Source organism: Mycobacterium kansasii ATCC 12478, assembly GCF_000157895.3.
Taxonomy (GTDB): Bacteria; Actinomycetota; Actinomycetes; order Mycobacteriales; family Mycobacteriaceae; genus Mycobacterium; species Mycobacterium kansasii.
Genome location: NC_022663.1, coordinates 3,592,771 through 3,605,816, shown reverse-complemented (window position 1 = coordinate 3,605,816; position 13,046 = coordinate 3,592,771). Strand labels below are relative to the sequence as shown.

At 67.6% G+C, this 13,046-nt stretch carries 10 protein-coding genes; 6 read left to right on the top strand and 4 right to left on the bottom strand.

The window, feature by feature from the left end:
- Positions 1-171: 171 nt before the first annotated feature.
- The 3 genes from trmB (at position 172) to mmpL3 (ending at position 4,673) form a co-directional block, all read left to right on the top strand.
- On the top strand, positions 172-978 hold the full coding sequence (trmB, locus tag MKAN_RS15735) for a tRNA (guanosine(46)-N7)-methyltransferase TrmB (protein WP_023369685.1): 807 nt from the start codon (positions 172-174) through the stop codon (positions 976-978).
- Positions 979-1,734, top strand: coding sequence for an NYN domain-containing protein (locus MKAN_RS15730; protein ID WP_023369683.1), 756 nt, complete (start codon positions 979-981; stop codon positions 1,732-1,734).
- Between the two features lie 92 nt (positions 1,735-1,826).
- The gene (gene mmpL3, locus MKAN_RS15725) at positions 1,827-4,673 is read left to right on the top strand and encodes a trehalose monomycolate exporter MmpL3 (protein ID WP_036395878.1); all 2,847 of its coding nucleotides are present in this window, start codon (positions 1,827-1,829) and stop codon (positions 4,671-4,673) included.
- Here the strand turns inward: mmpL3 and MKAN_RS15720 are convergent.
- Positions 4,670-5,824 carry an AI-2E family transporter gene (locus MKAN_RS15720; protein ID WP_023369678.1) on the bottom strand — a complete coding sequence of 385 codons (1,155 nt, stop codon included), beginning with the start codon at positions 5,822-5,824 and terminating at the stop codon, positions 4,670-4,672. The genes mmpL3 and MKAN_RS15720 overlap by 4 nt on opposite strands.
- Before the next feature lie 191 nt (positions 5,825-6,015).
- Between MKAN_RS15720 and MKAN_RS15715 the strand changes: the two genes are divergently transcribed.
- Positions 6,016-7,197, top strand: a complete 1,182-nt coding sequence (locus MKAN_RS15715) for a lysylphosphatidylglycerol synthase transmembrane domain-containing protein (protein ID WP_023369676.1) — start codon at positions 6,016-6,018, stop codon at positions 7,195-7,197.
- A 75-nt stretch (positions 7,198-7,272) separates the two neighbouring features.
- On the opposite strand, the gene MKAN_RS15710 is transcribed toward MKAN_RS15715, so the two are convergent.
- The gene (locus MKAN_RS15710; protein WP_023369674.1) at positions 7,273-7,872 is read right to left on the bottom strand and encodes a hemophore; all 600 of its coding nucleotides are present in this window, start codon (positions 7,870-7,872) and stop codon (positions 7,273-7,275) included.
- Between the two features lie 243 nt (positions 7,873-8,115).
- Between MKAN_RS15710 and MKAN_RS15700 the strand changes: the two genes are divergently transcribed.
- The gene (locus tag MKAN_RS15700; RefSeq protein ID WP_036443947.1) at positions 8,116-11,145 is read left to right on the top strand and encodes an MMPL family transporter; all 3,030 of its coding nucleotides are present in this window, start codon (positions 8,116-8,118) and stop codon (positions 11,143-11,145) included.
- Positions 11,142-11,660 carry a hypothetical protein gene (locus tag MKAN_RS15695; protein WP_023369668.1) on the top strand — a complete coding sequence of 173 codons (519 nt, stop codon included), beginning with the start codon at positions 11,142-11,144 and terminating at the stop codon, positions 11,658-11,660. The genes MKAN_RS15700 and MKAN_RS15695 overlap by 4 nt, the downstream gene beginning before the upstream one ends.
- Before the next feature lie 8 nt (positions 11,661-11,668).
- On the opposite strand, the gene MKAN_RS15690 is transcribed toward MKAN_RS15695, so the two are convergent.
- Complete coding sequence (locus tag MKAN_RS15690; protein WP_023369666.1) at positions 11,669-12,370, bottom strand: hypothetical protein; 702 nt, start codon at positions 12,368-12,370, stop codon at positions 11,669-11,671.
- The gene (locus tag MKAN_RS15685; RefSeq protein WP_023369664.1) at positions 12,367-13,005 is read right to left on the bottom strand and encodes a hypothetical protein; all 639 of its coding nucleotides are present in this window, start codon (positions 13,003-13,005) and stop codon (positions 12,367-12,369) included. The genes MKAN_RS15690 and MKAN_RS15685 overlap by 4 nt, the downstream gene beginning before the upstream one ends.
- Between the last annotated feature and the right edge of the window lie 41 nt (positions 13,006-13,046).

Below are 13,046 nucleotides of genomic sequence, written 5' to 3'. Positions count from 1 at the left end.
CGCTGTCGGGCCGCTGTCGGGCCGCTGTCGGGCGCTTGTCGGGCGCTAGTCGGGCGCTAGTCGGGATCACCGGCGTGTCGGCGTCCGGCACGCCCGGTAGCGCTATCCGCTACCAGCCAAAGGCAACTGTTGGGTATCAATCTGGCCCAGGAGCGGCTACACCTGCGTTTCATGAGCCACCATGGACGAATGCACGCGCAACCCGAGGTTGGGTTACGTCCCGACTCGCCGGCTCTGCCCAGCCCGGAGTCCGGCGAGCAAGACCGGGGCAGCGCGTGGGGCTATCTGCCTGCCACCAGGCTTCGCTCCCGCCATTCGGCGCTGTCGAACACCCAGTGCCAAACCTGGGACCGGCGGTGGCCGGAGCTGGGCATCGACGCGCTCGCCGGGTCACCTCGCCGGGGACCGTTGGACACCCGCGCGTGGTTCGGCCGCGACGCGCCCCTGGTGTTGGAGATCGGCTGCGGCAGCGGGGTCTCGACGCTGGCAATGTCGCGGGCCGAGCCCCATCTCGACGTGATCGCGGTGGAAATCTACCGCCGGGGCCTGGCGCAGCTGCTGTGCGCGATCGACAGTGCGAACGCGACCAATATCCGGTTGATCCGCGGCAACGGGATCGACGTGTTGAAAGACCTGATCACCTCGAATTCGCTGTCCGGCGTCCGGGTTTTCTTCCCCGATCCCTGGCCCAAGGCGCGACACCACAAGCGGCGGCTGCTGCAGCCCGCCACCATCGCCCTGATCGCCGACCGGCTAATCCCCGGAGGTGTGCTGCACGCCGCGACCGACCACCCCGGCTACGCCCAGCACATCGCCGCCGCCGGCGACGCCGAGCCGCGGTTGGCACGTGCTGATCCGGGTACCGAAGCCCTGCCGATCTCGGTCGTTCGCCCCACGACCAAATACGAATCCAAAGCCCACGACGCCGGCAGCGCCGTCAGCGAGCTGGTCTGGAGAAAACCGAAATCAGATGACTAAATGAGCCTGACTGAAGACGTGACCACACAAGCGTCAGAACCCGTCGCCGGGACCCCGGTATCACCGCTGCCGTCGGTGCTGCCCGGCGATTTGTCCAACGATGGCCTGACCGGCTTGGCCCCGCCGACGGGTCGGGTCCTGCTGGTTTGGGACGCTCCCAACCTCGACATGGGGCTGGGCTCGATCCTGGGGCGCCGCCCGACCGCGCTGGAACGGCCCCGCTTCGACGCGCTGGGCCGCTGGCTGCTGGCCCGCACCGCAGCCGTCGCCGCCAGGGCGCCGGGCGGGCCGGCCATCCGAGTCGAACCGGAGGCCACCGTCTTCACCAATATCGCGCCCGGCAGCGCCGATGTGGTCCGCCCGTGGGTGGACGCACTGCGTAACGTCGGGTTCGCGGTCTTCGCCAAACCGAAGATCGACGAGGACAGCGACGTCGACCGCGACATGCTCGAGCACATCGACAAGCGCTACCGGGAAGGGCTGGCAGCCCTGGTCGTGGCGTCGGCGGACGGTCAGGCATTCCGACAGCCGCTCGAGGAAATCTCTCGCGGCGGAATCCCAGTTCAAGTGCTCGGATTTCGTGAACACGCCAGTTGGGCGCTAGCGTCGGATACCTTGGAGTTCGTCGACCTGGAGGACATTGCCGGTGTTTTCCGGGAGCCGCTCCCCCGAATCGGCCTCGATTCGCTACCTGAGCAGGGAGCTTGGCTGCAGCCGTTCCGGCCGCTGTCCTCGCTGTTGACCTCGCGTATGTGAACAGGCCCCGCGTCTGAAAGCCCGAGCGCCGGACAATCGAAAAGCAGTGCAAAGCAATGCGCGGGTCGCTAACGATCCAGTAAGGAGATTACGTGTTCGCCTGGTGGGGTCGAATTGTGTACCGCTACCGGTTCATCGTAATCGGCGTCACGGTGGCGTTATGCCTCGGCGGCGGGGTATTTGGGCTGAGCCTGGGTAAGCACGTCACGCAGAGTGGTTTCTACGACGACAGCAGCCAGTCGGTCAAGGCGTCGATACTGGGTGACCAGGTCTACGGCCGGGACCGGACCGGTCACATCGTCGCGATCTTCAAAGCCCCCGACGGCAAGACGGTCAACGACGCGGCGTGGTCGAAGAAGATCACGGACGAGCTGAACCGATTCGTGCAGGACCACCCCGACCAGGTGATGGGCTGGGCCGGCTACCTCCGGGCACCGGACACCACCAGCCCCGTCGTCAAGGGCATGGCCACCGAGGACAAGAAGTACACGTTCGTGTCCATCCCGCTCAAGGGCGACGACGACGACACCATCCTGACCAATTACAAGGACATCGCGCCCTCGTTGCAGAAGCTCGACGGCGGCACGGTTCAACTCGCCGGCCTGGAGCCGGTCGCCGAGGCGCTGACCGGCACCATCGCCACCGACCAGCGACGGATGGAAGTGCTGGCCCTGCCGTTGGTGGCCGTGGTGCTGTTCCTGGTGTTCGGTGGCGCGGTCGCGGCGTGTCTTCCGGTGATGGTCGGCGGCCTGAGCATCGCCGGCGCGCTGGGCATCCTGCGGTTGGTGGCGGTGTTCGGGCCGGTGCACTTCTTTGCCCAACCCGTGGTCTCGCTGATCGGCCTTGGTATCGCGGTGGACTATGGACTATTCGTGGTGAGCCGTTTCCGGGAGGAGATCGCCGAAGGCTACGACACCGAGGCGGCGGTACGACGCACCGTCATGACCGCCGGCCGAACCGTCGCCTTCTCGGCGGTGCTGATCATCGCCTCCGGGATCAGCTTGCTGATGCTGCCGCAAGGCTTCGTGAAATCGCTGACCTATGCGCTGATCGCCGCGGTCGGGTTGGCCGCCCTGCTGTCGATCACGCTGCTGCCGGCAGTTCTGGGTGTCCTTGGCCGGCACGTCGACGCGCTCGGCGTACGCACCGCATTCCGGGTGCCCTTCCTGCGCAACTGGAAGGTTTCGCGGGCCTACCTGAACTGGCTCGCCGACCGGCTGCAGAAGACCAAGACCCGCGAAGAGGTCGAGGCCGGCTTCTGGGGCAAGCTTGTCAACTGGGTGATGCGGCGGCCGCTGGTCTTCGCCATCCCGATCGTCCTCGGGATGATCTTGCTGGTCATCCCGTTGTTCAACCTGTCACTGGGCGGCATGAGCGAGAAGTATCTGCCGCCCAACAATTCGGTGCGCCAGTCCCAGGAGCACTTCGACCAGCTCTTCCCCGGATACCGCACCAATCCGCTGACCCTGGTGATCCAGTCGACCAACCACCAGCCGGTCACCGACCAGCAGGTCGCCGACATCCGCAGTAAGGCGATGTCGATCAGCGGATTCATCGAGCCGGACAACGACCCGGCGAACATGTGGCAGGAGCGCAGCGTCGCCCCCGGCGCGTCGAAGGATCCCTCGGTACGGGTGCTGCAGAACGGGCTGATCAACCCCGGCGAGGCGGCCAAGAAGCTGCAAGAGCTGCGCGCGATCACGCCACCCAAGGGACTCGAGGTATACGTCGGCGGCACTCCGGCGCTGGAGCAGGATTCCATCCACAGCCTGTTCGACAACATGCCGGCGATGCTGGTCATCTTGCTCACCGCCACCACACTGCTGATGTTCCTGGCCTTCGGGTCGGTGGTGCTGCCGATCAAGGCCGCGGTGATGAGCGCGCTGACGCTCGGGTCCACCATGGGGATCCTGACGTGGATATTCGTCGACGGGCACGGCTCGGGGTTGCTGAACTTCACCGCAACGCCGTTGACCGCGCCGGTGATCGCACTCGTGGTGGCGGTGGGATACGGCTTGGCCACCGACTATGAAGTCTTTCTGGTCTCCCGCATGGTCGAGGCCCGGGAAAGCGGCATGTCCACCCAGGAGGCCATCCGGATCGGCACGGCCACCACCGGACGCCTCATCACCGCAGCCGCGCTGGTGCTCGCCGTGGTCGCCGGCTCGTTCGTGTTCTCCGACCTGGTGATGATGAAGTACCTGGCCTTCGGCCTGATGGCGGCGCTGCTGCTGGACGCGACCGTGGTGCGGATGTTCCTGGTGCCGTCGGTGATGAAGCTGCTCGGCGACGACTGCTGGTGGGCTCCGCGGTGGATGCGGCGAGTGCAGACCCGCATCGGCCTCGGCGAGATCCAGCTGCCCGACGAACGAAAGCGGCCGGTTACCGACGGCCGTGCCGCCCGGCCTCCGGTCACCGCCGGCTTGGTCGCCGCCGGCCCGCGCCCCCCGCACGATCCCACCCACCCGTCGACGCCAGAGTCGTCCCAACGCGGGTCTGCCCGGCCGGAGATCGGGCCTGCTCAGAGCGGGCCGTCCAGTGCGGGCACCAAGCAGATCCCGATCAAGGCGAGCCAGCCGAGCGAACCGCCGACAACTCGGTTGTCGACACCCGGCAAACCGGGCGCACCGGGCCGCGGATCGAGCAGCCCCGCGCCGGCGGCACCGTCGTCGGCCCGGCCACCGGCGCCGACCCCGCCGCCGGCCCCCTCGGCCGGTCAGACCCGCGCCATGCCGATTCCGGGGAGTCGTTCCGTCGAAACCGACTCGGCCGATGCCACGGCCAAGCTGCCGGTCCAACGGCCGGAAGACAGCGACTCCGACGCGGCCACTGAGCAGCTCAACGCGCGCGGCGCGCAGGGCGACAACGGCGCCCGGCGCCGGCGTGGAGCCGGCGGCCTGTCCGCCCAGGACCTGTTGCGCCGCGAGGGACGGCTTTAGGTTTCCTGCGGCTCCTCTTCGCCGGCCTCGTCGGGATTGTCCGGTTCGACCTGCAGGATTGTCGATGGCTCTTCGGGCTGCTCGGCGGCGGCCGCCGGGTCCTTGGCCAGCAGCACCTGCATCGCATTGTTGAGAAACGCGACCGTCGGGACGGCCAGCAGGGCTCCCACAATCCCGGCAAGGACACCGCCGGTCGAAATGGCCAGGACCACCGCCAGCGGGTGAATCGAGACCGCACGGCCCATCACCAACGGCTGCAGCAAATGGGCCTCGAGCTGATTGACCGCGATGAGCAAACCCAGAGTGATCAATGCGTAAACCAGTCCCTTGGCCAGTAGGGCCACCACCACGGCCAGCAAACCGGAGATCAACGCACCCAGCAGCGGGATGAAGGCACCCAGGAACACCAGCGAGGCCAGCGGCAGCGCGAGCGGCACCCCCATGATCGCCAACCCGGTGCCGACACCGATCGCGTCGGTCAGGGCGACCAGGAACGTGGCCCGCACATAGCCGATCAGCGAGGAGTATCCGGCGCGCCCGGCCTCCAGAACCCGGTCGCGGGCGGGGACGGGCACGATCTTGACCACGTACTGCCAGATGTTGCGGCCGCCGTACAGGAAGAAAATCAGTGTGAACAGCACCAACACCGCGCCGGTGAGCAACTCGGTGATGGTGGCCGCGGTGGAAATCGCGCCGCTTGTCAACTTGGCCTGATTGTTGCGCAGCGCCTCGATCGCGGCGTTGCCCGCGTTGTCGATCTGTTCGCGACGCAGATGCGCCGGCCCTTCGATCAGCCACCGGCGGCTCGAGTCGATGCTGCGTTCCACCTGCTTGACCAGATCGGGCAGGCCCACGATGAACTGGCTGATGACGAAGGCCAGGATGCCGCCAAGGATCGCAAAACCACCCAGCAACACCAGCGACACCGCGGCACCGCGCGGCACGCGTCGCAGGTCCAGCCAGTCCACGACCGGCACCAGCAACGCGCTCAAGATCAACGCCAGCAACACCGGTACGACGATGATCTCCAGCTTGCTGATGACCCAGATGACCGCGAGTGCGGCAGCAAAGATGACCAATAAGCGCCACGACCATGCCGCGGTCTTGCGGACCAGGGGGGTTACCGAAGCATCGTCGAGGCTTGCCGACATCCGGCAAGCCTAACCGGGCTGCGGCACCGGGCCCCCGCAGCGCCTCGAACGCCTCCCTACGCGATCCCGCATGGCGGCGGTCGCTTCCCGCCGCCGCGGTCGCCACGATCCGGTCACGACCCCGGAACGACCCTGACACAGTCGATGACGTGCGGAGATCGCGGTGCCACCTGCACGGTTACCCTTATCCGGTGTCGCACGACGCCCCCGTCCGCAAGCTCGTCGACCGGCGCGAAGAGGCGCCGCGCGGCAAGTACTGGTGGCTGCGCTGGGTGATCCTGGGCATCGTCGCAATCGTGCTGGCCGTCGAGATCGCGCTGGTGTGGGACCAGCTGGCCAAAGCATGGATGAGCATCTATCAGGCCAACTGGTGGTGGCTGGTGGCCGCCATGGGGGCAGCCGCGGCGTCGATGCACAGTTTCGCGCAGATCCAGCGCACACTGCTGAGTTCGGCCGGGGTACACGTCAAGCAATTGCGGTCCGAAGCCGCCTTCTACGCGGCGAACTCGCTGAGTACCACGCTGCCGGGCGGTCCGGTGCTGTCGGCGACCTTTCTGCTTCGTCAGCAACGCATTTGGGGTGCCTCGACCGTGGTGGCGTCCTGGCAGCTGGTGATGTCGGGGGTGTTGCAGGCCGTCGGGCTGGCCCTGCTCGGATTGGGCGGCGCCTTCTTCCTGGGCGCGAAGAACAACCCGTTCTCGCTGCTGTTCACCCTCGGCGGTTTCGTCGCGTTGCTGCTGCTGGCCCAGGCGGTGGCGTCCCGACCGGACCTGATCGAAGGGATCGGCAACCGGGTGCTGTCGTGGGTCAACTCGATTCGCGGTAAGCCGGCCGACACCGGCGTGGCGAAGTGGCGCGAAACGCTCATGCAGCTCGAGTCGGTCAGCCTGAGCCGGCGCGACCTGGGAGTTGCGTTCAGCTGGTCGCTGTTCAACTGGATCGCCGACGTGGCCTGCCTGGGCTTCGCCGCCTACGCCGCCGGAGACCATGCCTCGGTCGCTGGGCTGACGGTCGCCTATGCGGCCGCCCGGGCGGTCGGCACCATCCCGCTGATGCCGGGCGGTCTGCTGGTGGTGGAGGCGGTGCTGGTGCCGGGCCTGGTATCCAGCGGCATGGCCTTGCCCAATGCCATCTCGGCGATGCTCATCTACCGGCTGATCAGCTGGCTGTTCATCGCCGCGATCGGCTGGGTGGTGTTCTTCTTCATGTTCCGCACCGAGAACGTCGCCGATTCGGATGCCGACGACCCGCCGACCGACCCCGAGCTGGGACGCATCATCGGGGTCCAGCGCGGCGTTGCCGACGACCCGGCCGAAACCGCCCTGCAGGGCCCGTTGCCCCCGCCTGATCGTGACTCAGCAGACGGTCGCTGAGTCAGCGGGAATGATGTCGCTGAGTCAGCGGGAATGATGTCGCTGAGTCAGCGGGAATGATTCTGTGTCGCCGTTTCAACGGCCCCGGACCGGGCCGCCGGCTGCGGGCGGCTGGGTGCCTGCCGGTGGCTGGGTGCCTGCGGACGGCCCGGCGGCGGGCGGCGCCCCGGCCGCTGGCGGCAAACCCGGCAACCCACCCGCGCCCTGCGCGGCCTGCGCCAGGTTCAGCGCCTGCGGAAACGTGACCGGCAGCTTGCACTGCATCGAAAGATTGGTCAGCGGATGCGCAAGCGACTGCAGGTCGCCGGCAGCCTTGGGGTTCCGCTCGAAGTAACCCTTCAGTGATGCCAGGGATCCCAGTGATTCCGATCCCGCCGGCTGCTGCAGTGCCGCGGTCACCGCCTGGTTGGTCTCCGGATGCGAGTCCAGGTAGTCGCCGGTTTGCTTGGCGACCGAGCCGATGGTCCTGGCTACTTCACTGGCCGCGCAGGGATCGGTCGCCCCGGTTGCCGAAGGTCCGGCCGGCACGACCAGCGCGGTCGCCGGCAACCCAACGGCGATCAGGGCGACGAACAACCCGCGCCGCGCAGCAGTACCTGTCCTGGCGAACGACTGCTTACCAGCGTCGGATGCACCCGCCGCACCTGGCAGCTCACTACGTTCATGTGTCGACATCAGTTCCCCCGTCTAACCCGAGTTGCGGACTCCGAATGCGCCGCACGGCCACGGACATCCTGCCACCTCCGGCGCCGTCGCCGTCAAGGCCGACGACCTGGGCCGGGGTTCGCCGCAGCGTCGCGGTGCCGACATCGTTGCAGCTCAGCAACCAATAAGCCGACATAATTGATACGTGCTCTGCGGTAGGCTCGCGAGCACGCATTGCGAGAGAAATACCGGGAGAACAACATCCAGCAGTTCATGATGCGCCTGAGCCGCAACCTGCGCAGATTCCGGTGGTTGGTGTTCACGGGCTGGTTTCTCGCTTTGGTGCCGGCAATTTATCTGGCCATGACGCAGTCGGGGAATCTCACCGGCGGCGGCTTCGAGGTAGCCGGGTCGCAGTCGTTGCTGGTCCACGATGTCCTCGACGCTCAGTATCCCGACCAGGAAGCGCCGTCGCTGGCGCTGGTGGCCACGCCCCGCCCGGACGCCAGCTTCCAGGACATCAACGACGCGGTCGCCCGGCTGCGGAGCATCGCCGGCGAATTTCCGGGTGTGTCGGAAGTGCCCAACCCGACGCAGCGGCCCCCGCAGCCCGACCGGCCATATGTGGTGTCGTTGCGGCTGGACGCCCGCAACGCCGGCACCAGCGATATCGCCAAGAAGCTGCGCCAGAAGATCGGCGTGAAAGGCGACAAACCCGGGCAAACGGCGGACGGCCGGGTGCGGCTCTATGTCATCGGGCAAGGTGCGCTCAGCGCCGCCGCGGCGGCCAACACCAAGCACGACATCGCCGACGCCGAACGCTGGAATCTGCCGATCATCCTGATCGTCCTGCTCGCCGTCTTCGGCTCGCTTGCCGCCGCCGCGATCCCGCTGGCCCTTGGTATCTGCACGGTCGTCGTCACGATGGGCCTGGTCTATCTGCTGTCGATGCACACCACCATGTCGGTGTTCGTGACGTCGACGGTTTCGATGTTCGGGATCGCGCTCGCGGTCGACTATTCCTTGTTCATCCTGATGCGCTTCCGCGAGGAACTGCGTACCGGCCGCCGGCCGCAGGAGGCGGTGGACGCCGCCATGGCCACCTCCGGGCTCGCGGTGGTGCTGTCCGGGATGACCGTGATCGCCTCGCTCACCGGCATCTACCTGATCAACACCCCCGCGCTGCGGTCGATGGCCACCGGTGCGATCCTCGCCGTCGCGGTCGCGATGCTGACGTCGGCCACGCTGACACCGGCGCTACTGGCGACCTTCGCCAGGGCGGCCGCCAAGCGATCGGCCCTGCTGCACTGGTCCCGGCGGCCGGAAAGCACGCAGTCGCGGTTCTGGGCCCGCTGGGTCGGGTGGGTGATGCGCCGACCCTGGATAACGGCGTTGTCGGCATCGCTGGTGCTGCTGCTTATGGCGGCGCCGGCGACACAGATGGTGTTGGGCAACAGCTTGCTGCGACAGTTCGACTCGTCGCACGAGATCCGGGCCGGGGTGTCGGCGGCCGCCCAGGCGCTCGGTCCGGGCGCGCTGGGCCCCGCTCAGGTGCTGGTCACATTCCCAGACGGCGGTGCGTCCACCCCGGCGCACAGTCAGACCATCGCGGCGATCCGTCAGCAGATGACGCAGGCTCCCGACGTCGCGTCCGTGGCACCGCCGAAGTTCGCCGCCGACAATCGCAGTGCGCTGCTCAGCGCGGTGTTGTCGGTCGACCCCGAAGACATGGGCGCCCGGCACACCGTCGACTGGATGCGGACCCACCTGCCCGGAGCGGCCGACGGGGCCCGCATCGACGTCGGCGGACCGACCGCGCTGATCAAGGATTTCGACGACCGGGTGGCGGCGACCCAGCCGCTGGTGCTGGCCTTCGTGGCCCTGATCGCGTTCGTGATGCTGCTGGTCTCGGTGCACTCGATGTTCCTGGCGCTCAAGGGCGTGCTGATGACGTTGCTGTCGGTGGCCGCCGCGTACGGCAGCCTGGTCATGGTCTTCCAGTGGGGCTGGGCGGAGAAACTGGGCTTTCCACACTTGAGTTCCATCGACAGCACCGTGCCCCCGCTGGTGCTGGCGATGACGTTCGGGTTGTCGATGGACTACGAGATCTTCCTGCTGACCCGGATCCGGGAACGCTTCCTGCACACCGGCCAGACCCGGGACGCGGTCGCGTACGGGGTGAGCACCAGCGCGCGCACCATCACCAGCGCCGCGCTGATCATGATCGCGGTGTTCTGCGGATTCGCCTTCGCCGGCATGCCGCTGGTGGCCGAGATCGGCGTCGCCTGCGCGGTCGCCATCGCGGTAGACGCCACCATCGTGCGGCTGATTCTGGTACCGGCGCTGATGGCGATGTTCTCGCAATGGAACTGGTGGCTGCCGCGGTGGCTGGCCCGCATGCTGCCGTCGGTCGACTTCGACCGGCCGCTACCCGAGGTCGACCTTGCCGACGTCGTGGTGATTCCCGACGACATCGCTGCCGCAATTGCCCCCAGCGGCGACCTGCGGATGGTGCTCAAGTCCGCGGCCAGGTTCAAACACCTTGCCCCCGAATCGATTTGCGTGGCCGACCCGCTTGCCTTCACCGGCTGTGGACGCAGCGCCAGGGGACCCGAACACGTTCCGGAACTGGTCCGGGACGGCGCCGACGTCGCGGTGCCCGCTACCGCCCCCGCCGCCTCGGCCCCCGCGTCCGCCGCCTCCGCCAAGACCGGCGGCCAGTCGGCGGCCAGCAAGGTCGGCCAGGCCTACCGCAACAGCCTCGCCCGGGCGATGTCGTGGGCCGAGCGTCCGGTTCATCCGGTCACCGTGTGGCGCGGGCGACTCGCGATCGCCCTCGACGCTCTGGAAACCGACGCCGCCGAGCGCGCGGCCGCGAAAAGCGGCACGGACCGGCCCCGGTTCGAGCGGCGCAGCCCGGTCGAGACCACCAACGTCCAATTGCCCACCGGCGACCGTCTGCTGATCCCGACCGGAGCGGAAACGTTGCGGCTCAAGGGCTACCTGATCATGAGCCGTAACAGCAGCCGCGATTATGCCGAATTTGCTGACATGGTCGAAGCAATGGAGCCCGAAACCGCGGCCGTGGTGCTGGCGGGAATGGACAGGTATTACTGTTGTCAGCCACTGGGTTCGTATTCGAGGCGGCAATGGATGGCCACCCAGCTGGTCCGCCGGCTCGCTGATCCGCACCCGTCTGATGTCGACGACGAGTGGCCCGACCCGGATGCCAGGGCAAACTGGGAGGAGGTCAGGCAGCGCTGCCTGGCAGTGGCCGTAGCGATGTTGGAGGAGGCGAGGTGACGTTGGCCGCCGACCAGCGGAAACCGGTGCCCGCTCCGCCACCACAACGGCCCGGGCGGGGAACCAGCGAACCCGGCACCGACCAGCCGGTGGAATTTTGGTCTACCGCCGCGATCCGCGCGGCGCTGGAGGGCGGCGACATCGCCACCTGGAAGCGCATCGCCGCCGCGCTCAAGCGTGACCCGTACGGGCGTACCGCCCGCCAAGTTGAAGAGGTCCTCGGAGGAGTTCGGCCGTACGGCATCTCCAAGGCACTGTCGGAGGTGCTGGACCGTGCCCGCATCCAACTGGAGGCCAACGAGCGTGCCGAGGTGGCCCGTCACGTAAAGCTGCTGATGGATCGATCGGGTCTGGGGCAGCAGGAGTTCGCATCGCGGATCGGTGTGCAAGTCGAGGACCTGACCGCCTACCTCGACGGCAGCGTCAGCCCGTCCGCCTCGCTGATGATTCGGATGCGACGGTTGTCGGACCGGTTCGTCCGGGTGCGCAACACGCGCGCGGCCGACACCAACTGAGGCCCGGCCTATCGGGAATTGATCGGCGTCACGTCGAGCACCAGCCAGTCATTGCCGCGCTTGGTCAGCGTCACCCGTACCGCCGGCGCCGCCTGACTCGGGGGTTGACCGGGCGAGTTCTGGGTGACCCGCAGAATCACCGCCACGCTGGCGTCCGCGGGCCCGAGCGCCTCCACTCCGGCCGACAGTGTCGCCGCCTGTGCGGTGACCTTGCGTTGCACCAGGTCGGCGCTGGACTTGGCGTATTGCTCTTTGAACGCTTGCGCCCGGTCGGGAACCATCATGGCCGCGGCCCGGTCCACGGAGGCGTTCGGCGCCGTCGGCGAGAACGACGCCACCGCCTCGGCCATCCCGGTGGCGACCTGTACCACCGTTCGGGAGTCGCGATTGAACTCGCGATCCGGCGTGGTCCAGTGGGTGTATCCGGTCAGCACCGCGGCCACCAGTGCGGCCGTGCACAAGAACACCACGGCCAGGCGCAGCCCCGGCGCGTCGTCGTCGGTACCTACGGTGACGGCATCACGGCGAAACAGCCAGAAATTGACGGCCACACCCTCGGCGATCAGCAGCACCAACACCGAGCACGCCGAAATCCACCACCACGGCCAGCCGAGCACGAATCCGATCACCAGCAACGCCATGGCGGCCACCAGCGGCGCCGCGACGTCGAATACGGCCAGCCGCCACGCGTTTCTCGTCGGGAGTCTCATCGGATCGACTCCAGCCCGGAGATCATCAGCTTGCCGTCCACCTCGGAGACGTCGATCCGCAGGTTCCAGTGCACCGTCTGGGGCTTGACTCCGGCGTTCTCGGCGACCGACGTCGCCACCAACAGCACCGAGTCGGTCCGGGTGGCGAAGGGCGGCAATTTGGTGGTCACCACCGGCCGGGCGCTGCCGGGCTGGGTATCCAGGTCGTGATGCACGGTTTCGATCGCCACCGCCTCGATCCGGCCGTTGCTGCGCGTCTGCAACTTCTCCACCACCTGCCGGTAAGGCTGCACGGCGGCGTCGAAATCGGTGTTGAGCTGTCCGACCGTTCCGTCGTGCAGCCGCTGCAGGCTGGAGTCGACGTTGCCGGCGTTCATGTTGATCAGCACATCGGTCCATTCGGCGGCCGCGCGCATGACCCGACTCAGGTACACACGCTCGGCGACCTCGTCACGATGTGCCGACCAGATAAGAGTCCCGAGCACGACTGCGGCCACCGACAGCACACCGAGAACGGTCGAGGCGATGCCATAGTGGGAGAACATCGCGGCCTGCGTCGACTCCGGTTCGTCGGGCTCCGGCGTTGCTTCCCCGGAGTCGTCGGCCTCATCGACATCAGCATCCTCGTCGGGCATGGCCCGATCGTCGCACCCGATATGGGGTGGAAGGATGGCGG